The 22038-nt window shown below is 62.6% G+C and carries 21 protein-coding genes; 14 read left to right on the top strand and 7 right to left on the bottom strand.

All coding sequences use genetic code 11. The annotated features are described in order from the left end of the window. Positions 1 to 79: 79 nt before the first annotated feature. Entirely contained in the window at positions 80 to 925 is an 846-nt protein-coding gene (gene folD, locus ACXZ1M_RS07600; protein ID WP_459052570.1) for a bifunctional methylenetetrahydrofolate dehydrogenase/methenyltetrahydrofolate cyclohydrolase FolD, read from the bottom strand. Positions 926 to 1158: 233 nt separating this feature from the next. Here folD and aceE point away from each other — a divergent pair, with 233 nt between their 5' ends. The 6 genes from aceE (at position 1159) to ACXZ1M_RS07570 (ending at position 8353) form a co-directional block, all read left to right on the top strand. After that, positions 1159 to 3849 carry a pyruvate dehydrogenase (acetyl-transferring), homodimeric type gene (gene aceE / locus ACXZ1M_RS07595; RefSeq protein ID WP_459052569.1) on the top strand — a complete coding sequence of 897 codons (2691 nt, stop codon included), beginning with the start codon at positions 1159 to 1161 and terminating at the stop codon, positions 3847 to 3849. Between the two features lie 21 nt (positions 3850 to 3870). Next, positions 3871 to 5541 carry a dihydrolipoyllysine-residue acetyltransferase gene (gene aceF, locus ACXZ1M_RS07590; protein ID WP_459052568.1) on the top strand — a complete coding sequence of 557 codons (1671 nt, stop codon included), beginning with the start codon at positions 3871 to 3873 and terminating at the stop codon, positions 5539 to 5541. 9 nt (positions 5542 to 5550) lie between these two features. Further along, positions 5551 to 7338: a dihydrolipoyl dehydrogenase gene (gene lpdA / locus ACXZ1M_RS07585; RefSeq protein ID WP_459052567.1), complete on the top strand. Its 1788-nt coding sequence runs from the start codon at positions 5551 to 5553 to the stop codon at positions 7336 to 7338. Positions 7339 to 7395: 57 nt separating this feature from the next. Next, the gene (locus ACXZ1M_RS07580; protein WP_459052566.1) at positions 7396 to 7722 is read left to right on the top strand and encodes a TfoX/Sxy family protein; all 327 of its coding nucleotides are present in this window, start codon (positions 7396 to 7398) and stop codon (positions 7720 to 7722) included. Positions 7723 to 7883: 161 nt separating this feature from the next. Beyond that, positions 7884 to 8069 carry a hypothetical protein gene (locus ACXZ1M_RS07575; RefSeq protein ID WP_459052565.1) on the top strand — a complete coding sequence of 62 codons (186 nt, stop codon included), beginning with the start codon at positions 7884 to 7886 and terminating at the stop codon, positions 8067 to 8069. After that, positions 8069 to 8353, top strand: a complete 285-nt coding sequence (locus ACXZ1M_RS07570) for a CPBP family glutamic-type intramembrane protease (protein WP_459052564.1) — start codon at positions 8069 to 8071, stop codon at positions 8351 to 8353. Before ACXZ1M_RS07575 ends, ACXZ1M_RS07570 begins: the two co-directional genes overlap by 1 nt. A gap of 16 nt (positions 8354 to 8369) precedes the next feature. Here the strand turns inward: ACXZ1M_RS07570 and ACXZ1M_RS07565 are convergent, their stop codons facing one another. Both ACXZ1M_RS07565 and ACXZ1M_RS07560 read right to left on the bottom strand, forming a co-directional pair. Next, a complete protein-coding gene (locus ACXZ1M_RS07565) occupies positions 8370 to 9668 on the bottom strand; it encodes a M20/M25/M40 family metallo-hydrolase (RefSeq protein ID WP_459052563.1) in 1299 nt (432 codons plus the stop codon). A 40-nt stretch (positions 9669 to 9708) separates the two neighbouring features. After that, complete coding sequence (locus ACXZ1M_RS07560) at positions 9709 to 10128, bottom strand: PACE efflux transporter (RefSeq protein ID WP_459052562.1); 420 nt, start codon at positions 10126 to 10128, stop codon at positions 9709 to 9711. 97 nt (positions 10129 to 10225) lie between these two features. Here ACXZ1M_RS07560 and ACXZ1M_RS07555 point away from each other — a divergent pair, with 97 nt between their 5' ends. Continuing rightward, positions 10226 to 11137, top strand: a complete 912-nt coding sequence (locus ACXZ1M_RS07555; RefSeq protein WP_459052561.1) for a LysR family transcriptional regulator — start codon at positions 10226 to 10228, stop codon at positions 11135 to 11137. A gap of 33 nt (positions 11138 to 11170) precedes the next feature. Beyond that, on the top strand, positions 11171 to 11830 hold the full coding sequence (locus ACXZ1M_RS07550) for a thiol:disulfide interchange protein DsbA/DsbL (RefSeq protein WP_373988626.1): 660 nt from the start codon (positions 11171 to 11173) through the stop codon (positions 11828 to 11830). A 3-nt stretch (positions 11831 to 11833) separates the two neighbouring features. Here the strand turns inward: ACXZ1M_RS07550 and ACXZ1M_RS07545 are convergent, their stop codons facing one another. The 4 genes from ACXZ1M_RS07545 to ACXZ1M_RS07530 are packed head-to-tail and all read right to left on the bottom strand — an operon-like array spanning position 11834 to position 14261. Continuing rightward, a complete protein-coding gene (locus tag ACXZ1M_RS07545; protein WP_459052560.1) occupies positions 11834 to 12346 on the bottom strand; it encodes a GNAT family N-acetyltransferase in 513 nt (170 codons plus the stop codon). After that, on the bottom strand, positions 12343 to 13281 hold the full coding sequence (locus tag ACXZ1M_RS07540) for an alpha/beta fold hydrolase (protein WP_459052559.1): 939 nt from the start codon (positions 13279 to 13281) through the stop codon (positions 12343 to 12345). The genes ACXZ1M_RS07545 and ACXZ1M_RS07540 overlap by 4 nt, the downstream gene beginning before the upstream one ends. A gap of 2 nt (positions 13282 to 13283) precedes the next feature. Then, positions 13284 to 13466: a hypothetical protein gene (locus ACXZ1M_RS07535; RefSeq protein WP_459052558.1), complete on the bottom strand. Its 183-nt coding sequence runs from the start codon at positions 13464 to 13466 to the stop codon at positions 13284 to 13286. Positions 13467 to 13523: 57 nt separating this feature from the next. Further along, positions 13524 to 14261: a TetR/AcrR family transcriptional regulator gene (locus tag ACXZ1M_RS07530; protein WP_459052557.1), complete on the bottom strand. Its 738-nt coding sequence runs from the start codon at positions 14259 to 14261 to the stop codon at positions 13524 to 13526. Between the two features lie 102 nt (positions 14262 to 14363). Between ACXZ1M_RS07530 and ACXZ1M_RS07525 the strand changes: the two genes are divergently transcribed. From ACXZ1M_RS07525 to ACXZ1M_RS07500, 6 genes are all read left to right on the top strand, one after another. Then, positions 14364 to 15476, top strand: a complete 1113-nt coding sequence (locus tag ACXZ1M_RS07525) for an HlyD family secretion protein (RefSeq protein ID WP_459052556.1) — start codon at positions 14364 to 14366, stop codon at positions 15474 to 15476. 15 nt (positions 15477 to 15491) lie between these two features. Continuing rightward, on the top strand, positions 15492 to 17105 hold the full coding sequence (locus ACXZ1M_RS07520) for a DHA2 family efflux MFS transporter permease subunit (protein ID WP_459052555.1): 1614 nt from the start codon (positions 15492 to 15494) through the stop codon (positions 17103 to 17105). Positions 17106 to 17128: 23 nt separating this feature from the next. Next, a complete protein-coding gene (locus tag ACXZ1M_RS07515; protein ID WP_459052554.1) occupies positions 17129 to 18604 on the top strand; it encodes an efflux transporter outer membrane subunit in 1476 nt (491 codons plus the stop codon). A 95-nt stretch (positions 18605 to 18699) separates the two neighbouring features. Next, positions 18700 to 20400, top strand: a complete 1701-nt coding sequence (locus tag ACXZ1M_RS07510) for a dipeptidyl-peptidase 3 family protein (RefSeq protein WP_459052553.1) — start codon at positions 18700 to 18702, stop codon at positions 20398 to 20400. Positions 20401 to 20480: 80 nt separating this feature from the next. Next, a complete protein-coding gene (locus ACXZ1M_RS07505; protein ID WP_459052552.1) occupies positions 20481 to 21164 on the top strand; it encodes a hypothetical protein in 684 nt (227 codons plus the stop codon). A gap of 89 nt (positions 21165 to 21253) precedes the next feature. Then, a complete protein-coding gene (locus ACXZ1M_RS07500) occupies positions 21254 to 21964 on the top strand; it encodes a BON domain-containing protein (protein WP_459052551.1) in 711 nt (236 codons plus the stop codon). The last annotated feature ends 74 nt before the right edge of the window (positions 21965 to 22038 follow it).

The raw sequence follows: 22038 nt of genomic DNA, 5'->3' as shown, positions 1-22038 counted from the left end.
TTACAGCGTCGTCCCCGCGAAGGCGGGGATCCATAGAACGCTGGCTCAGCATAGGTTCCCGCTTTCGCGGGAACGACGGTTAAACGCGCTCGGCCGCTTCCACCGTGTTCATCAACAGCATGGTGATGGTCATCGGACCCACGCCGCCTGGTACGGGCGTGATGTGCGATGCCACTTCCTTGATGCCGTCGAAGTCCACATCGCCGCACAGCTTGCCTTCTTCATTACGGTTGATGCCGACGTCGATCACGATCGCGCCCGGCTTCACCATATCAGCAGTCAAGGTGTTGCGGCGGCCGGTTGCGGCCACGACCACGTCGGCCTGACGCGTGTACAGGCCGATATCCGGGGTCGCGCTATGGCAGATGGTGACGGTAGCGTTCGCTTGCAAGAGCAGCAGGCCCATCGGCTTACCGACGGTGTTGCTGCGGCCGATCACCACCGCATGCTTGCCGCGCAGGTCGACGCCGGTGCTCTCGATCAGCTTCATGCAGCCATACGGCGTGCAAGGACGGAAGCCTTCCAGCCCGGTCATCAGCTCGCCGGCGCTCAGCACCGCGTAGCCGTCCACGTCCTTCTTGACCGAGATCGCCTCGATCACCTTGTGCGGGTCGATGTGCTTCGGCAGCGGCATCTGCACCAGGATGCCGTGGATGGCCGGATCGGCGTTCAACTGGGCGATGCGCTCCAGCAGCGCCGCTTCGGTCAGCTCGGCCGGGTATTGATCCTTGAGCGAGTAGAAGCCGGCATCTTCGCAAGCCTTGACCTTGTTACGAACATAAACGTGGCTGGCGGGATCGTCACCAACAATAATGACGGCCAGGCCCGGCTGTTTGCCTTGGGCGGTGAGGGCGGCAGCACGTGCAGCAATTTCGGCGCGCAGTTTTTTGGAGAGGGCGACTCCGTCGATCAGTTGAGCAGGCATGATTTACACAAGGTGGTAGAGGGAAAGCAGGATTATAAGGCCGCAAGGCGCATCCCGCCTCGTTTTCGACGGTTGCGGCATGTCGCACTGCACAAAATTTTCATAGGGAAATTTCACTATATGAAATGACTTATCGTAATTTGAAAAAGGACAAAATCGCTGATAGAATCCTCACACGTCATCAAAGTATTAGTAAATAATCAGCGAACTCTCAAACTCAGGAGACTTAATACATGTCAGCTCAACTTGACCAGGTAACGGCAAACACCGACCCTGATTCGCAAGAAACCAAAGAATGGTTGGACGCACTGGCTGCAGTGCTGGAACAAGAGGGCCCTGAACGCGCTCATTATCTGATGGAACGGTTGATCGACCTGGCCCGCCAAAGCGGCTCCGACATCCCGTTCTCCGCTAATACCGCTTACGTCAACACCATCCCTACCCACCTGGAAACGCACTGCCCAGGCAATCTCGAATACGAAGAAAAGCTGCGCTCGTGGATGCGCTGGAACGCCATGGCGATGGTGGTCAAGGCCAACCGCGTCGACGGCGACCTCGGCGGCCACCTGTCCTCGTTCGCCTCGCTGGCCAACATGCTGGGCATCGGCTTCAACCACTTCTGGAAAGCGCCGAGCGAAAACCACGGCGGCGACCTGCTGTACATCCAGGGCCACTCCTCGCCAGGCGTCTACGCCCGCGCGTTCCTGGAAGGCCGCCTGAGCGAAGAACAACTGACCCATTACCGTCGCGAAGTCGACGGCAAGGGTCTGTCGTCGTATCCGCACCCGAAACTGATGCCGAACTTCTGGCAGTTCCCGACCGTGTCGATGGGCCTGGGCCCGCTGATGGCGATCTACCAGGCGCGCTTCCTGAAGTATCTGCACGCGCGCTCGATCGCCGACACCACCGACCGCAAGGTTTGGGCATTCTGCGGCGACGGCGAGATGGACGAACCGGAGTCGCTGGGCGCGATCGGCATGGCCGCACGCGAAAAGCTGGACAACCTGGTCATCGTGGTCAACTGCAACCTGCAGCGCCTGGACGGCCCTGTGCGCGGCAACGGCAAGATCATCCAGGAACTGGAAGCGGACTTCCGCGGCGCCGGCTGGAACGTGGTCAAAGTCATCTGGGGTCCAGGTTGGGACGCCCTGCTGCAACAGGATAAAGAAGGCATCCTGCGCAAAGTGATGATGGAAACCGTCGACGGCGAATACCAGAACTACAAGGCAAAAGACGGCGCCTACGTGCGCGCCAACTTCTTCGGCAAGCATCCTAAGCTGCTGGAGATGGTTGCCAACATGACCGACGACGACATCTGGCGCCTGACCCGTGGCGGCCACGATCCGCACAAGATCTACGCCGCCTTCAAGGTAGCGCAGGAACACAAAGGCCAACCGACCGTCCTGCTGGTGAAAACCATCAAGGGCTTCGGCATGGGCAAGCACGGCGAAGCACGCAACACCGCGCACAACACCAAGAAGCTTACCGACGAAGCCGTGCGCGAAATGCGCGACCGCTACTCGATCCCTATCCCGGACGACAAGCTGGCCGACATCCCGTTCTACAAGCCAGCCGACGACGCACCGGAAATCAAGTACCTGCACGAGCGCCGCGCCGCGCTGGGCGGCTACCTGCCGGCCCGCCGTCCGCAAGCCGATGAAAAACTGACCGTGCCGCCGCTGAGCGCCTTCCAGAACGTGCTGGATGCGACCGCCGAAGGCCGTGAAGTGTCGTCGACCCAGGCTTACGTGCGTATCCTGACCACGCTGCTGAAAGACCAGAGCGTCGGCGCCCGCATCGTGCCGGTGCTGGTTGATGAATCGCGTACCTTCGGTATGGAAGGCCTGTTCCGTCAGGTGGGTATCTTCAACCAACAAGGTCAGTTGTACGAGCCGGTCGACAAGGACCAGGTGATGTACTACCGCGAAGACAAGGCCGGCCAGATCCTGCAAGAGGGTATCAATGAAGCCGGTGGTATGAGTTCGTGGATCGCTGCGGCGACGTCGTACTCGACCAACAACCGCGTGATGATCCCGTTCTATACCTACTACTCGATGTTCGGTATGCAGCGTATCGGCGACCTGGTGTGGGCAGCGGCCGACATGCGCGCTCGCGGCTTCCTGATGGGCGGCACCGCCGGCCGTACCACGCTGAACGGCGAAGGCCTACAGCACGAAGACGGCCATAGCCACTTGTTCGCAGCGGCTGTGCCGAACTGCATGCCGTACGACCCGACCTTCGGTCACGAGCTGGCAGTCATCATCCAGGACGGTATGCGCCGCATGGTGGAAGAACAGGAAGACGTGTTTTACTACATCACCATCATGAACGAGAACTACTCCCACCCAGGCATCAAGCCTGGCCAGGAAGAGGGCATCCTGAAAGGTATGTACCTGCTGCAGAAAGGCGACGAGTCGCTGAAGCAGCGCGTGCAGCTGATCGGCTCGGGCACCATCCTGCGTGAATCGATCTTCGCCGCTGAACTGCTGAAGAACGACTGGAACATCGCCGCCGACGTGTGGTCCGCTCCTTCGCTGACCCTGGTGGCGCGCGACGGCCAGGACGCCGAACGCTGGAACCTGGTCAATCCGACCAAAGAGCAGCGCGTGCCATACGTGGCGCAACTGCTGAAGGATACTTCGGGGCCGATCGTTGCCACCACCGATTACATGCGTGCGTTTGCTGAACAGATCCGCGCCTTCATTCCGAAAGACCGCACCTACCGCGTGCTGGGCACCGATGGTTTCGGCCGTTCGGACACCCGCGCCGCGCTGCGTAATTTCTTCGAAGTGAACCGTCACTACATCGTGGTCGCCGCGCTGAAATCGCTGGCCGAAGAAGGCAAGATCGACGTGAAAGTGGTTGAGCAGGCCGTGGTCAAGTACAACCTCGATCCGAACAAGCCAAATCCGGTGACCCAATAAATAAAATACGGAGCAAACGCTATGAGCATTGTGGAAGTTAAAGTCCCGGATATCGGCGATTTCAAGGAAGTTGAAATTATCGAGTTGATGATCAAGGTTGGTGACACCATCAAGGTGGACCAGTCGCTGATTACGGTTGAATCGGATAAAGCCAGCATGGAGATTCCTTCGTCGCACGCTGGTGTGGTCAAGGAAATCAAGGTCAAGGTCGGCGACAAGGTCGCTATGGGTTCGCTGATGCTGTTGGTGGAGGCCGATGGCGCCGCCGCTGCACCGGCACCTGCTGCGGCTCCTGCGGCTGCTGCTCCGGCCCCAGCGCCGGCAGCCGCTCCAGCGCCTGCCGCTGCCGCCGCGCCTGCGGCTTCGGCCGGCCCGGTCGAAGTCAAAGTGCCGGACATCGGCGACTTCAAGGAAGTGGAAGTCATCGAAGTGATGGTCAAGGTTGGCGACACCATCAAGGTGGACCAGTCGCTGCTGACCGTTGAATCGGACAAGGCCAGCATGGAAATCCCATCGTCGCACGCCGGCGTGGTGAAGGAAGTGAAGGTCAAGGTTGGCGACAAGGTTGCCATGGGCTCGATCGTGCTGGTGGTTGAAGCCACCGGCGGCGCTGCCGCTCCTGCGCCAGCCGCTGCCGCTCCTGCCGCAGCGCCAGCCGCCGCAGCTGCACCTGCAGCCGCACCATCGCCGGCACCTGCAGCGGCTCCTGCCGCCGCAGCACCGGCCTCGCAAGGCTCCGTGCAGACCGGCAAACTGGCGCACGCCTCGCCATCGATCCGCAAGTTCGCCCGCGAACTGGGCGTGGACCTGGGCAAAGTGCCAGGTTCCGGTCCTAAAGGCCGCATCACCCAGCTGGACGTGCAGAATTACGTCAAGGGCGTGATGGCCGGCACCACCGCAGCACCAGCCGGCGCTGCCGCTGGTTCGGGTGTTGGTGGCGGCGGCAACTTCAGCGTGCTGCCATGGCCGTCGCTGGACTTCAGCAAATTCGGCGAAACCGAACTGCTGCCGCTGTCGCGCATCAAGAAGATCTCCGGTCCCAACCTGCACCGCAACTGGGTGCAGATCCCGCACGTCACGCAATTCGACGACGCCGACATCACCGACCTGGAAGCCTTCCGCGTTGAATCCAACGCCGCCACCGCCAAGAACAAGGACGCCACCAAGCTCACCATGCTGGCCTTCGTGATCAAGGCATCGGTCGCCGCGCTGAAGAAATTCCCGACCTTCAATTCTTCGTTGGACGCGAAGGGCGAGAACCTGATTCTGAAGAAGTACTACAACATCGGCTTCGCCGCCGACACGCCGAACGGCCTGGTAGTGCCAGTGGTGAAAAACGCCGACCAGAAATCGGTCACGCAGATCGCCAAGGAAATGACCGAGCTGTCGCTGCAGGCACGCGAAGGCAAGCTGAAACCGGCCGACATGCAAGGCGCGACCTTCACCATCTCGTCGCTGGGCGGCATTGGTGGTACGCACTTCACGCCGATCGTGAACGCGCCGGAAGTGGCGATCCTGGGCTTGTCCAAGGCATCGATCAAGCCGGTGTGGGATGGCAAGGCCTTCCAGCCTCGCCTGATGATGGGCACCTCGCTGTCCTACGACCACCGTGTGGTCGATGGCGCGATGGGCGCTCGCTTCTCCGTGTACCTGAGCGAAGTGCTCGGCGACATGCGTAAAATTCTGCTGTAAGGAGCCACTATGAGCACAGAAGTAAAAGTGCCGAATATCGGCGACTTCGCGGAAGTAGAAGTAATCGAAGTGATGGTCAAGGTTGGCGACACGATCAAGGTCGATCAGTCGCTGATTACCGTGGAGTCGGACAAGGCCAGCATGGAAATCCCATCGTCGCACGCCGGCGTGGTGAAGGAACTGCGCGTCAAGGTTGGCGACAAGGTCAAGGAAGGCGTTGCGCTGCTGGTGGTTGAAGCTGCCGACGGCGCCGCCGCTGCCGCTCCTGCCGCTGCTCCTGCTCCGGCTGCTGCCGCTCCTGCGCCTGCCGCCGCACCGGCTGCACCGGCCGCACCGATCGTCGCGCCAGCCGGTAGCAGCTACACCGGCCAGGTCGACATTGACTGCGACATGATGGTGCTGGGCTCCGGCCCTGGCGGTTACTCGGCTGCGTTCCGTGCGTCGGACCTGGGCCTGAACACCGTGCTGGTCGAACGTTACGACGTGCTGGGCGGCGTATGCCTGAACGTGGGTTGCATCCCATCGAAAGCGCTGCTGCACGTGGCCGCCGTGATCGACGAGACCTCGCACATGGCCAAGACCGGCGTGACCTTCGCCAAGCCGACCATCGACATCGACCAGGTGCGCAAGCACAAGGAAAGCGTCATCAAGAACATGACCACCGGCCTGGCCGGCATGGCCAAGGCGCGCAAGACGCAGGTTGTCACCGGCGTTGGCCAGTTCCTGAGCGCGAACCACATCGAAGTCACCGCCAACGACGGCACCAAGAAAGTGGTGCAGTTCAAGCAGGCGATCATCGCCGCAGGTTCGTCGGTGGTGAAGCTGCCGTTCGTGCCGGAAGATCCACGCATCGTCGATTCGACCGGCGCGCTGGAACTGCGTCAGATCCCGAAACGCATGCTGGTCATCGGCGGCGGTATCATCGGCCTGGAAATGGCGACCGTCTACTCGACCTTCGGTGCGCGCATCGACGTGGTCGAAATGATGGACGGCTTGATGCAAGGCGCTGATCGCGATGCGGTCAAAGTCTGGCAGAAGTACAACGAAGCCCGCTTCGATAACATCATGACCAAGACCAAAACCGTTGGCGTTGAAGCGCTGCCGGAAGGTATCAAGGTCACGTTCGAAGCAGCGGAAGTCGGCGTTGCGTCGCCTGCGCCACAGGTCTACGACCTGGTGCTGGTGGCAGTGGGCCGCAGCCCGAACGGCAAGAAGATCGCGGCCGACAAGGCTGGCGTGGTGGTGACCGATCGCGGCTTCATCCCGGTCGACAGCCAGATGCGCACCAACGTGCCGAACATCTTCGCCATCGGCGACCTGGTGGGCCAGCCTATGCTGGCGCACAAGGCGGTGCACGAAGGCCACGTGGCGGCGGAAGCCGCAGCGGGCCAGAAGTCGCACTTCGATGTGAAGGTGATTCCATCGGTGGCTTATACCGATCCGGAAGTGGCATGGGTAGGCGTGACCGAAGACGAAGCGAAAGCCAAGGGCATCAAGGTCGAGAAGGGCCACTTCCCTTGGGCGGCGAGCGGCCGTGCTGTGGCCAACGGCCGCGCCGAGGGCTTCACCAAGCTGCTGTTCGACGCTGAAACGCACCGCATCATCGGCGGCACCATGGTCGGCACGCATGCCGGCGACATGATCGGCGAGATCGCGCTGGCGATCGAGATGGGCGCCGACGGCACCGACATCGGCAAGACGATCCACCCGCACCCAACGCTGGGCGAATCGATCGGCATGGCGGCGGAAGTGTACGAAGGCGTCTGTACCGACTTGCCGCCACCGCGCAAGCGCTAAGCTGCAGTATCATGAAAGCCGGGACTTGTTCCCGGCTTTTTTCATTTGGAGACGGGAATGGCAGCGAACGCGGAATTTGTCAGCTACATCGAAGAACAGCTAGCGCCGCTTGGCGCACTGAGTAACGGCGCATTTTTCGGCGGGCGCGATATTAAATATCACGGCAAGCAGTTCGCCTGGATCATCGGCAGCACGCTCTACCTGCGCGTGAGCGACGCCACCCGCGCCGAGTTCGAAGCCAACGGCGGGCAGCCCTTCAAGTACAACACCAAAAAAGGCGAAGTCACCGTCCGCAAGTTCTACACCGCCCCCGAATTCCTCCTCGACGACCCCGAACAACTCCTCACCTGGTCCCGCCGCGCGATCGACGCCGCAGCGGACTAACTCAACGCAGGATTAGCACTGGCGGATGCAGTCCCAGCTTGGCAACGCGGCGGGCGAATTTACGGTCGTCGAAACTATCTCGCCAGAGTTTGATCTATGTCGCCTCTGCCCACTTGCGCGCAACTTATACTGGCCATTTGTCCACGCCCGGGAGAGCTTTGGTGAAGCATTTGGCGCAGCGGTATCCGGCAACGGGTGACGTCGCGTGGTTCTTCGTTTTGCTTTTGATGCTGCTGTTCGTCGACTATGTCGCCACCGGATTTTATGGCGACCTGCCGGGCCTCGGCTCGCTCAAGCGGATGTCGGCACATACCTGGCGTTTTTGCTCATCGTATTTTTCCCTTTGATGGAGACCCTGCTGTATCAAAGGCTGCCTGCGTGGATAGGGAAGTGTTACGTGCGCAAGCGGCTCTGGCGCTGGGCAATCATTGTGCTGCCGTTCGGGCTTGCTCACTATCGCCCGGAAGCAGTCGGTGGTTCGCTCTTCTTTGGATTTGGCGCCGGCATCATCTTCGGCTACATCTATTTCCAGCACATGGCGCGTTCACACGCCCGGGCCATATTGATGACCTGGGCGCTGCACGCGGCAATTAATGGATGTGTGATGCTGGACTATGTCGTGTCGCCGTAGGCGGGATCAATTTCGCTTAGCGCGTCAGACGATACAGCAGGATCGCGGTGCGGATGGTGGCGCGTTCGATGGAGGCGATTTCCAGGTCTTCGTCCGGCGAGTGCGAGCCGTTGCCGACGGCGCCCAGGCCGTCCAGGCTATCGATCAGCGGAGCGACGAACTGCACATCGCCGGCGCCGCGCTGGCCCGGCGGCAGGGCAGGGATCTCGCCCAGGCCCGCGTCCTTGCTGGCCTGCGAGTACACCTTCAACACCGCCAGGTTGCCGGCAGTCGGCGACATTGGCGGATACGCATCGTGGAAGCTGATGCTGGCGCTGGTGCCCGGCAGATTCTGCGCGACGATGGCCTTCATCTTCGCGTGCGCGCGGTCGCGCTGTTCATAGCTCAGGTAGCGCAGGTCGCCTTCCACCGTCGCCGTGCGCGAGATGACGTTGCTCTTGCCGGACACCTGGGCCACGGTGCCCAGTGCGTTGACCGTGGTGTCGGTGCCGCCGACGATCAGGCCGGGGCTGAAGGTCAGGTCAGGTTCGATTACCTGCTGGCGGAAGCCGTCCACAATGCGCGCCGCTTCATACACGGCGCCATAGCCGGCGTTCTCGGTGAAGATGCCGCTGGAGTGGCCCTGCTTGCCGGTCACTTTCAATTCCCACGACGACGAGGCGCGGCGGCCGATGGTGCCGGTGTCCTTGCCTTCCTTGTTGCGCACCGTGCCTTCGAAGGCGAGGGCGATGTCGCTGCGCTTGGCGGCGGTCACCATGTCCGCGCGCGAGATTTCGATCGGGTCGCCGGCGTTTTCCTCGTCACCGCTGAACACCACGGTGATAGTGGTGTTATCCAGCGCGCCCAGGCGGTGCAAGGCGCGCAGCGCTTCAACGATGATCACATCGCCGCCCTTCATGTCGTTCACGCCTTGGCCGCGCACGCGGTCGCCCTTGCGCTGCCACAGCTGCACCTGGCTGTCTTTTTCAAACACGGTATCGAGATGGCCGATCAGCAGCAGGCGCTTGCCTTGCTTGCCTTCGCGCGTGGCGATCAAATGGCCGGCGCGCTGCATCGAGGCCGGCATGTCGGCCCAGCGCGTGGCGAAGCCCAGCGCCGTGAACTGCTCATCAAACAGCTTGCCCACGGCGCGCACGCCTTCGTGGTTCATGGTACCGCTGTTGATGTTGACCGAACGCTCCAGCAGCTCCAGCCCCTGCGCGGAATGCGCCTTCACTTCGGCGACGATTTTCTGCTCAATCGGGGACAGGCCTTCGGCGCGCGCGGCGCCAAATGCCAAAGCCAGGACTGCAAATGCGAACGGTTTCAATTTCATGCGACATACCTCCAGGTGGATGAGCGTCGCTGATTGTAGCTCAGCCCTGCGCCGATGCGGGCAGTCCGAACACGCGATCGAACGCCAGGCTGAAGATATAGGTGTAGACCATGAAGAACAGCAGCAGGCCGATGTCCAGCACCAGCGCCTCCCACAGCGTGATGCCCAGCCACCAGGCGAACAGCGGCACCAGCGCCAATACCAGGCCGCCTTCGAAGCCGATGGCGTGGGCGGCGCGGCGTTTCCAGCTGCGCCCGCGCGTGGCCTGGCGCGCTTCCCACGCTTCGAACATGGCGTTGAAGGCGAAGTTCCACAGCACCGCGATCAGCGAGGAGGCGATGGCGGCGACGCCGGCATGGTTCGCGTCATGACCGCCCAGCACCAGCATGCTGCTGGTCAGGCCGACGGCGATCAGTTCAAACATGGTGACGTAGACAACTTTGCGTTTCAGGCCTTGCATGGGATTTCCTTTGTGCTTAACAACAGGCCGCATGATATGAGAATTCTGTTGATAGCCAAAGTCAGCAGCTATCAGTTTTTCTGATAGAGTGAGATGTATGGCTTTCTCATCCGATAACATCGCGATTTTCCTTGCAGTGCTCGATCACGGCTCCTTCTCGGCCGCCGCACGGGCGCTGGGGCGCGTGCCGTCCGCAGTCAGCATGGCCATCGCCCAGCTGGAGGCGGAACTCGACCTGACGCTGTTCGAGCGCAGTTCGCGCGAGGTGCGGCCCACCGAATCGGCGCGCGCGCTGGAGGCGGAGGCGCGGCAGATGGCCGGCCAGCTGCGCCGCCTTCAGGCGCACGCGCTGTCGCTGCATCAGGGCCTGGAGCGGCGGTTGACGCTTGCCGTGGCTCCCGAGCTGCTGTCGGCGCCGTGGAGCGAACCGCTGGCGCGGCTGGCGGAGGAATTCCCGTCGCTGGAAGTGGAGGTGCTGTCGGCGCCGCAGGATGACGCGCTGCGCATGCTGCACGAAGGCACGGCGCAGCTGGCGTTGATCTACGAACGCACGCGCGTGGACGACCGCGAGAGCTTCCAGGAGCTGGGCAGCGAGGTGCTGGTGCCGGTGATTTCGCCGCGCCACAAGCTGGCGCAGGAGCGCAAGGGGGGCATCCGGCTGGAAGACCTGGTCGACCTGCGGCAGATCGCCATCGTCAGCCGCGACATGGCGGAGGCCGACCAGCGCGTGCTCATCTCGCGCAAGCTGTGGCGCACCGACAGCCACCTGGCCACATTGAGCCTGGTGCGCGCCGGCGTCGGCTGGGCCTATCTGCCGCTGCGCCAGGTGGCGCCGCTGCTGGAACGCGGCGAGTTGCTGCACATCGGCTTTGCCCACATGAGCAACGAGCTGCGGCTGTGGGTGGACGTTGTGTGGCTGAACGACAGGCCGCTCGGCCTGGGCGCCAAGCGCCTGATCGCGCTGATGCAGGATATCGCCGGATTAGAGGCGCGGCCGCCGCAGAAGTGATAATCTGCTGTCTTTGCTATTGAGAGGATCGTTATGCGTTTGTTGAAGATTGCCCTGGTAGTCGCCGGCCTGTGCGCCGCCACTGCGTTTGCCTCGCCGACCGCGCCGCGCAACGGCGCCGAGTACACCACCCTGAAAACCCCGCAGCCGGTGCAGGCGCAGGGTAAGAAGGTGGAAGTGATCGAGTTCTTCATGTACCACTGCCCGGCGTGCTACGCGCTGGAACCGGCCATGCTGGAGTGGGTCAAGAAGCAGGGCGACAACATCAGCTTCCGCCGCATCCACTTGCCGCTGACCGGCGAGAACGATCCGGAAGCGCATATGTTCCTGACGCTGGAAGCGATGAAGCTGGAAGAGCAGCTGCACGCCAAAATCCTGAACACCTGGCACGTCGAGCGCAAGCGCTTGAAGAGCGACGCGGACAATATCGACTGGGCCGCCAAGAACGGCGTGGACAAGGAAAAGTTCACCGCGACCTATAACTCGTTCGCGGTGATGACGCGCCTGAAAAACGCCGGCCGCGTGGCGGGCGCCTACGAGGTGACCAGCACGCCGACCATGGTGGTGGCCGGCCGCTACGTGACCAATCCGAGCATGGTGGACGCCAGCAATCCAGGCATTCCGCGTCCGCAGCTGGGCGCCGCTACCTTGCAGGTGCTGGATGCGCTGGTAGCGCAGTCGCGCGGCAAGTAAGCCTTACAAGCGGCACTGGTACAGGTGGGAGGCGTGATCTACGCCATGCACCTGTACCACCTGCGGCGCGGCCAATGCGTCGCGGGTGAAGCCGCACTTATCCATCACCCGTTTTGATCCGGCGTTGTGCTCGGAGATCCATGCGTTGAGTATGCGCAGGCCGTACTGCGTGCGCGCCACCTGCAGCAGGTGCGTCAGCGCCAGACTGGCCAGGCCTTGTCGTGCATGATCGCGGGCGATGCGGTAGCCCACTTCGCCGCTGCCGGCTACGCGGTCGATGTCGCGCAGGTTGGTGCGGCCGATGATTGTCGCGCCGTCGTCGGTGGTCAGCACGCACGGATGCATCTTGCCGGCCGCGTGGCTGTCCAGGTAGTCGGCGATGTGCGCCGCCACGCCGGCCTGCGAGTAGAAGGCCGGATCGCGCGCCTCCACGTGCTGCTCGAACCAGGCGCGGTTGGCCAGTTCGAACGCCAGCAGGCGGTCGACGTCGTCGGCTTGCAGGATGCGGATCTTCATGGGTGGGCCGCCAGCCAGGTCAGCATGTCGTGGTTGAAGATGGCCGTCTGCTCCATATGTGGCAGGTGGCCGGACTGGTCGATCTCGCGGTACTCCAGCGTTGGAATCGCCTGGCGGATGCGCGCCGCCTGCGCCACGGGAATCACCGGGTCCTGCTTGCCCCATACCAGATGCACCGGCGTGCCGGCCTTGGCGATGTCCGCGTAGATGGCGTCGAAGTTTTCCTGCGACAGGCTCATGCGCGAACGGTAAAGCGCGCGGCCGAAGCCGTAGAACTCCATTTGCGGGCGATAGCGTTCGGCCCAGCCGGGGAATTGTTCGGGATGCAGGAAGTCGCTGCTCTGGTTGTCCGCCATGGTGGGCACGGCGCCGGTCTGGAACAGGTAGCGCCCCAGCAGCGGCGTGGCCAGCTGCCACGGAATGACCGGCGCGCTGTTCGATGGATCGACCAAGGTCAGGCTGCGCACGCGCTGCGGATGCGTGGACGCGTAGTGGGCGCTCACGTAGCCGCCGAAGGACAGGCCGAACAAATCGATCTTGCCGTCCACCTTGAGGGATTTCAGCAGCTCGTCGAGCTGGCGATCGTAGAAGCCGCCGTCGTAGGCGGCGTCCGGCCGGTCGGACATGCCGCGTCCGTACAGGTCGTAGCGAATCACGCGGTAGCCGGCGTCGCGCAGGGCGGCGAAGGTCGGGTCCCAGATGTAGGACGGCACCGAGAAACCGTGCACCAGCACCGCCACGCGGGCCTCGGCCGGGCCGGCCGCCTCGTAATAGGTGACGCCGTCGCTCAGCCTGGCGTAGGCGCCGGGCGAGCCGTCGCGCTGGCGCACGGAATCGGTCAGCGCGCGCCGTTCGGGATTGCGTTCGTGGTAGTGCGCTGTCGCACCGGCGACCGTCAGGATCAGGGCCAGCAGGACCCAGCGCAGCGCGCTCATGCTCAGTTGACGGTGAAGCGGGCCGGGATTTCGATGCCGCCGCTGCGGGCTGCTTCGGCGTAGGCTTTCAGCTCGTTGACGACGGCGTCCAGCTGCTCCTGGCCGGGGTTGGCTTGGAAGTTCTTGATGCGTTCGTTCATGAGCGTAATTTGCATGCTCCAGTCCAGGCGATTCGTCTTGCTCATAGTTGCTCCAATTTATAAAAAATTAGTATAGAACAAATAGCAAAACTGTGGCGTGGTTTAGCGTTTGACGCCGCGCAGGAACAACTCCAGACCTTCGGCCGCACGGGTGCGCAGCTCTTCGATCGACGGCGACTGGTCGCTTGGGAACAACAGCCGGGTCATGTGGTCGCCCATGATGCAGTTGGTCAGGAACACCGGCAGCACCTCCGGCCGCACGTCGCCGCGTAGCTGGGCGCGGATGTCGGGGCGGGCGAAGAAGCGGCCCAGCTCTTCGCGGGTGCGCAGGGGGCCGGCCTGGAAGAAGGTTTCGGCCAGTTCCGGCGTGGTCTTGGCCTCGGCCACCACCATGCGATGCAGGTTGCAGAAGGTGGACATCGAAATCAGTTCCAGGAAGCGCAGCGAGAAGTCGCCGAGGATTTCCTCCATCGGGCGCGGATCGGTTTCCATATTGTCCATGCCGCCGAAGAAGCGGGCGCGGCCGTCGGCGATGACGGCGTTCAGCAGCCCGGCCTTGCCGCCGAACTGGACGTAGATGGTGCGCACCGCCACGTGCGCTTCGCGGGCGATCATTTCCAGGCTGACCTTGCTGTAGCCTTTTTGCAGGAACAGATGGCCGGCCGTGTGCAGCAGGGCGGCGCGGCGCGCGGCCTTGTCGGCGGCGCGCGGGCGGCCGGCCGGCTTGCCGAAGCAATTTTCAGAAGAGGTGCCTTCTGCGCAATCTTGCTCTTCCAGCGCAGCGGCTTCGGTCGGGGCGGTGTTATTCATGGCGGTGGGAATCATAACGAATGCCGACATGCTAGTCCAAAAAAAAATGAAATGCAATCGTTTCATTTCTTGACTTTGGATGTAAACCAGCGATAATGCACCTACCTCATTTCATTTCTCCTGGAGCTCTTCATGTCCACTCAAGAACAAAAACTCAGTGCCGTGCCCCCCGTTCCTGCCGCAGCTCCAGCGGCGCCGCAGCCACCGAACCGCCGCGTGCTGGTGGTGGCCGCCATCGTTGCGCTGGCCGCACTGGCCGCCGGCGGACGCATGTGGTATCGCAGCCATTTCTATGTCGAGACCGAGAATGCCTACGTGGCCGGCCACGTGCACCCGGTATCGACCCGCATCGCCGGCGTGGTCACCAAGGTGCTAATCGACGACAACCAGCTGGTCAAGGAAGGCGATGTGATCGCTGAACTCGATCCTTTCGACCAGGGCGTGAAAGTGGAACAGATCCAAGCGCAGATCGCCTCGGTCCAGCAGCAGGTGCTGCAATCGGACGCGCAGGTCGCGCAGGTGCAGGCGCAAGCCAGCGCCGCCGCCGCCCAGGTGGCGCAGTCGGAAGCGCAGCTGGTGCGCGCCAAGCAGGACGCCGACCGTTACGGCCAGCTGTATAACAGCCAGATGAAAGCCGTGTCGAAAGCGGAACTCGATGCAGCCGTCGCCGCCCGTGCCGGCGCCACCGCCGACGTGGCGGCGCGCAAGGACAGCGCCACCGCCGCCAAGGCGCAGATCGCCTCGGCCAAGTCGGCGCGCGAAGTGCTGAACGCGCAGATCTCCGTGCTGCAGGTGCAACTGAAGGACGCCAAGCAGCAAATGGCTTACAACAAGGTGCTGGCGCCGGTGTCGGGCCGTATCGGCAAGCGCACCGTCGAAGTGGGCCAGCGCGTTCAGCCTGGCCAGCAGCTGACCGCCATCGTGCAGGAAAACGTGTGGCTGACCGCGAACTTCAAGGAAACCCAATTGGCCAACATGAAGATCGGCCAGGAAGTCAAAGTCACCATCGATGCGATTCCCGGCAAGGAACTGGTCGGCAAGGTGGACAGCTTTTCGCCGGCTTCCGGCGCGCAGTTCGCGCTGCTGCCGGCCGATAACGCCACCGGCAACTTCACCAAGATCGTGCAGCGCGTGCCGGTCAAGGTGGTGTTCAAGCCGGAAGACGTGAAGGCCCTGAGCGGCCGCCTGGTGCCGGGCATGTCGGCGATCGCCGAAGTGGCGATCAACCAGAAAGAAGCTCACTAATCCAAGGAGCCTCTGATGGCCAGTACCACTATCGATACGCCGGGCGGCGGGGGCACGTTCGTCCCGCCGGCGCCGAGCGAGAAGGTCTCCGCCCGCACCTGGATGGCGGTTGCCGCCGGCATGATGGGCGCCTTCATGGCGGTGCTCGATATCCAGATCACCAATTCCTCGCTGAAGGACATCCTCGGCACGCTGTCGGCGACGCAGGAAGAGGGCTCGTGGATCGCCACCGCCTACCTGGTGGCCGAGATCATCGTGATTCCGATGACCGGCTTGTTCGTGCGCGTGTTCGGCATGCGCGGCTACATGATGGGCACCACCGCGCTGTTCCTGCTGTTCTCCACGCTGTGCGGCTTCGCCTGGAACCTGGAGAGCATGATCGCCTTCCGCATGCTGCAGGGCTTCACCGGAGGCGCGCTGATTCCGATGGCGATGACGCTGGTGATGGCCAAGCTGCCGGCGTCGAAACGCGCCACCGGCATGGCGATCTTCGGCCTGACCGCCACGCTGGCGCCGTCCATGGGACCGACGCTGGGCGGCTACCTGAGCGAGCTGTATGGCTGGCCGTCGATCTTCTACATCAACTGGGTGCCGGGACTGCTGCTGATCGGCGGCATCGCGGTCGGCCTGGATAAAGAAAAGTCGAACCTGTCGGCGCTGTTCAATGCCGACTGGCTGGGCATCTTCTTCATGGCGCTGGGCCTGGGCTGCCTGACCATCTTCCTGGAAGAGGGCAATTCGAAGGACTGGTTCGATTCCTCGTTCATCATCACTTTCGCCGCGTTGTCGCTGGTCGGGCTGCTGGGTTGGGTGGTGAACAGCACGATACACAAGCAGCCGTTCGTGAACCTCGGCCTGTACGGGCGGCGCAACTTCGCCGCCGCCACCGCGCTGTCGATGGCGATGGGTATGGGCCTGTATGGTTCGTCCTTCATCCTGCCGCTGTTCCTGGCGCAGATCCCCGGCTACTCGCCGATGCAGATCGGTGAAGTGATCATGTGGGCCGGCCTGCCGCAGCTGTTCATCATGCCGTTCGTGGCCAAGCTGTCGTCGAAGATCGACAACCGCATCCTGTGTTCCTTCGGCCTGCTGCTGTTCGGCGGCTCCTGCCTGATGAACGCCTACATGGACGCCACCACCGGCTACGACCAGCTGCTGCTGTCGCAGATCGTGCGCGCGCTGGGCCAACCGTTCGTGATGCTGACGCTGTCGAACTTCGCGATGAACGGCATCCAGCCCAAGGACATGCCGTCGGCATCGAGCCTGATCAACATGACCCGCAACCTGGGCGGTTCGATCGGCATCGCGCTGCTGGCCACCGCGCTGACCACGCGTGAGCACTTCCACTCGGTGCGCATCGGCGAATCGGTGAGCGCCTACGCGCTGGCGACGCAGGAGCGACTGAGCGCGCTGACCTCGTCCTTTATCGCCAAGGGTTTCGACAGCGCCACCGCGTCGGACATGGCGCTGAAGGCGGTCGATGGCATCGTGCGCCGCGAATCGTATGTGATGGCCTACAACGACGGCTTCTTCCTGGTGGCGATGGTGCTGTTTGCCTGCATCGGCGTGCTGTGGTTCTCGGACAAAGTCAAAGCCCCTTCGGGTGGCGGTGGCGGCGGCGCTCACTAACAAAATCAATTTAAGAGGTAATCATGTTGAATTCAGCTCTGAAGCGCCTGACGCTCGCTGTATCCCTGGCCGTTGCGGCAACCGGTTGCGCCACCGTCGGCACCGACTTCAAGGCGCCGGCCGCCGTTGCCGACGCCTCGTTCCGTCACCTGCCGCAAGCCGGCGCCAATGCGACCCATTTGCCGGCGCAATGGTGGACCGTGTTCGGCGACGCCACCCTGAACCGCCTGGAAGAAACCGCGCTGCGCGACAACCCGAGCATCAAGGCGGCCGCGCAACGCCTGGTGCAGGCGCTGGAGCAGGCCGGCGTGACGCGCGCCGCCGAGCAGCCGCAGTTGAGCGTCAACGCCGGCATCTCGAACTCGCGCACCTCGGCCGAGACCTCGCAAGGCCTGGCGCTGGGCCATCGCTCGATCAAGGGTAACAACTACGCGGTCGGTTCCAGCTTCTCGTACGAAGTAGACCTGCTGGGCCGCGTGCGCCGCCTGGTGGAAGCATCTGATGCACAAGCGCTGGCGGCCGAAGCGGACCGCGACGGCGTGCTGCTGGTGCTGTCGTCGCAACTGGCCACCACCTATTGGCAGCTGCGTGGCCTGGATGCGGAAATCGCCATCCTGAAAGGCGCGCTGGACACCCGCCGCGAATCCGAGGAACTGGTGACCGCGCGCTTCGACGCCGGCCTGTCGAATGAGCTGGACGTGTCGCGCGCCCGCATCGAGCACGCCAATGCGCAGGCCGACCTGCATGAAGTGCAGCGTCAGCGCAACCTGCTCGAACACAGCCTGGCCACGCTGGTGGGCGCCTCGCCGTCGGCCATGCTGACGGCGGCCAATGCCGATGCATCGGTGTTGCCGCAACCGCCGGCGATTCCGGTCGGCCTGCCGGCCAGCGTGCTGGCGCAGCGTCCCGACCTGGCGGGCAGCGTGGCGACCCTGCGCGCCACCAACGCGCAGATCGGCGTGGCCGAAGGCGCGTTTTATCCATCGTTCTCGCTGACCGGTAATTTCGGCTTTGCGTCCGAAAGCCTGAGCAACCTGGCCAAGGGCGACGCGCGCCAGTTCAGCGTTGGTCCATTGGCGCTGTCGCTGCCGATCTTCGACGGTGGCCGCAACAAGGCCAACCTGGCGATCGCCAAGGCGCGCTACGAAGAAGCCGTGGCCAATCACCAGACCAAGCTGCTGACTGCGCTGCGCGAAGTGGAGGATGCGTTGTCGGACGTGCAGCAGCGCCAGATGCAGGGCGAAGCTCAGCAAGCCTCGCAAGTGGCGGCGGCGCGTGCCTATCTGGTGGCGCGTGCGCGCTACGAGCGTGGCGTCTCGACCTACCTCGACGTCACCGATGCGCAACGCAGCTCGCTGGCGGCCGACCGCGCTGCGGTGCAGATCAACACCCAGCGCCTGCTGGCCGCCGTGTCGGTGGCGCGCGCACTGGGCGCCGGCTGGCAGCCTTCGGCGCAGCTGTCGCAAGTAGCGCAGAACGGCGCTATCAAGGCGCAGTAACGATTACGCGAGAGAGGCCAGCGGCAACCATGCCGTTGGTCCTAAGCGTCGATGTTGTGCTTTACAATATGGTCCTCACTCCACAAGAGGACCCCATGAAAAAAATCCTGCTCCCGTTGGCACTGGCTATCGCCTGCGCCAGCGCTTACGCCGCGCCTGCCGGCGTGAACGATCTCAATAAAATGAGCAAGCGTTACGCGCCGGTCGCGCTCACCGCCGACACCAGCCACCTCTCCGCCGGCGACAAGAAAGCCATCGGCAAGTTGATCGAGGCGGCCAAGATTGTCGACACGCTGCAACTGCGCCAGCGCTGGTCCGGCAACGAGGCCTTGTGGGCAGCGCTGCAAAAAGACACCACGCCGCTGGGCAAGGCCCGCCTGAACTACTTCTGGCTCAACAAGGGCCCGTGGTCCATCCTCGACGATCATCAATCCTTCCTGCCGGCCGAAGTCGGCGGCATCAAGATTCCGGCGAAGAAACCGGAAGGCGGCAACTTCTATCCGGAAGGCGCCACCAAGGCCGAACTGGAAACCTGGATGAACGCGCTGCCGGCGGTCGATAAAGAACAGGCGCAGTGGTTCTTCACCACCATCCGCAAGAACAAGGACGGCCTGTTCACCACCGTGAAGTATTCCGACGAATACAAGGCCGACCTGGAGAAAGCCGCGGCCCTGCTGAAGCAGGCCGCCGCCGATACCGACAACGCCTCGCTGAAAAAATTCCTCGACCTGCGCGCCGACGCCTTCCTGAGCAACGACTACCTGGCCTCCGACTTCGCGTGGATGGATCTCGATTCGCCGGTCGACATCACCATCGGCCCGTACGAAACCTATAACGACGAGCTGTTCGGCTACAAGGCCGCGTTTGAAGCCTATGTGAACATCCGCGACCAGAAGGAGACCCAGAAGCTGGACTTCTTCGCCAAGCACATGCAGGAGCTGGAAGACAACCTGCCGCTGGACGCGCAGTACCGCAATCCGAAAGTCGGCGCGCTGGCGCCGATGGTGGTGGTCAACCAGGTGTACGGCGCCGGCGACGGCAATATGGGCGTGCAGACAGCCGCCTACAACCTGCCGAACGACGAGCGCATCATCAGCCAGCGCGGCTCCAAGCGCGTGATGCTGAAGAACGTGCAGCAGGCCAAATTCAAATCGACGCTGACGCCGATCTCTAAGCTGGTGCTGCGTCCGGCCGACCAGAAGGATGTCGATTTCGATTCGTTCTTCACCCACATCCTGGCCCATGAAATCACCCACGGCCTGGGCCCGCACAGCACCAGGAACGACGGCAAGGAATCGACGCCGCGCCAGGACCTGAAGGAAGCCTATTCGACCATCGAGGAAGCCAAGGCCGACATCACCGGCCTGTATGCGCTGGCCTACATGATGGACAAGGGCCAGCTGAAAGGCACGCTGGGGCAGGGCCAGGCCGCCGAGCGCAAGCTCTACATCACCTTCCTGGCCTCGGCCTTCCGCACGCTGCATTTCGGCCTGACCGACTCGCACGCGCGCGGCATGGCGATCCAGGTCAACTACCTGCTCGACAAGGGCGGCTTCGTCTCGCATGGCGACGGCACGTTCTCGGTCGACTTCGGCAAGATCAAGCAGGCCGTGATCGACCTCGACCGCGAGTTCCTGACCATCGAAGCCACCGGCGACTATGCGCGCGCCAAGGACATGATGACCAAGTACGTGGTGATCCGTCCGGACGTGCAAAAAGGCTTGGATAAAATGAAAGCTGTACCGAACGACATCCGTCCGGAATTCAAGACCGCCAACACCTTGTTGGGCAAGTAAACATTCAAGTTTTTCTACGTAGTAATATACCTGCCACCGGGCAATAATTCTTGCCCGGTGCATGCTACAGTTTGATCACCATGATCAAGCGCACCTTATTCCCACTGCTGTTGCTGGCTTCCAGCCTGGTTCCCGGCTTGACTCGCGCCGCCGAGTTGACCGAGATGGAAATGCGCTGGCTGAAGGCTGGTTCCGCCGTGCTGAACTATGCGAAGCAGGAGTTGAAACTGCCGCTCGACATCACCGTGCAACCGCAGGCGCGGCCCACCGATGTGCCGCTGGCGTTGGGTTATGACAACGGCCGCTGCAAGCTGGTGCTCTCCATGCGCGGCAACCCGAATGCCGAAGATATCCTCGACAATGTACCCACCGCGCAACGCGCGCTGATGATCGAAGCCATGGTGGCGCATGAAATCGGTCATTGCTGGCGTTATGCGCAAGGCGTGTGGCATGCGGTGCCCTCCGGTTTCGAAGAGGGCCAGGCGCCCGCCGCCGACCTTGCCCACGCGCTGCGCGACACCCGCCGTGAGGAAGGTTATGCCGACCTGGTGGCGCTGGCCTGGATACAGCAGCGTCATCCGGCCCAGTACGCCACCGTGGCCGACTGGATGCGTCAGGTGCGCCAGCCGTCGCCCGCCACCGGCAGCCACAGCACCCTGGCCTGGCTGCAGCTGGCGCCGACCGGCGCCGCCTTTGAAACCGGTCTGCCGCTGTTCGAACAGGCTGACCGCTTGTGGCAGCAGGGCTTGTTGCAAGATCAATGAATTTCCAGTCTTGGTACGTTTCCGCACGGAGCGGATGACTGTAGAGGCGTCTAATCGTGTCCATCAACCACCACAAGAGGGACACGATCATGAATAAATTACTCTGCTTCGTGCTGGCCACTGCCGCCAGCGCTGCCTTTGCCGCGACGCCAGTGAACGACACCGTGGCTTACAAAGCCGCCATCAACAAATCCGACGCCGACTACAAGACCGCCAAGGCTGCCTGCGATGCACAATCGGGTAATGCCAAGGATGTATGCCAGGAGCAGGCCAAGGTCAACCGCGCCAACGCCGAATCGACCGCCGCCCTTCAATACCGCAACGACAAGAAATCGGTTGAAAAAGCCCAGATCAACGTGGCGGACGCCAACTATGACCTGGCCAAGGCCCAGTGCGCGCCTAAGAGCGGCGCCGACAAGGATAGCTGCCTGAGCGGTGCCAAATCGCAACACACCGCTTGGGTGAATGACGCCAAGGCCGGCAAGAAAGCCGCCGATGTGGCCCAGACCGGCATCGACTGCAGCGCCATGAGCGGCACCGACAAGGCATCGTGCGAAGCCCGCTCGAAAACCGAGCTGGCCAAGGATGCGGTTGCCGATACCGCCATCACCACCAAGGTGAAAACCGAGCTGATGGCTGAGCCTGCACTGAAATCGCTGGATGTGCATGTGGAAACCACCAACGGCACCGTGATGCTGAGCGGTTTCGTGCCTTCTCAGGCTGAAATGGATAAAGCTGTGGATGTGGCGCGCAATGTCAAAGGCGTCAACAAAGTCCAAAGCTCGCTGCGTATCAAGTAAAGCGTGAACGATGGAGGTGGGGCGGAAACGCCTCGCCTCATCTTTTTGCTTGTATTCATTATGGTCGTAATTTA

Source organism: Duganella paludis, assembly GCF_054461335.1.
Note: the sequence above shows the minus strand (reverse complement) of the source record. Positions and strands in the feature narration are given on the sequence as shown.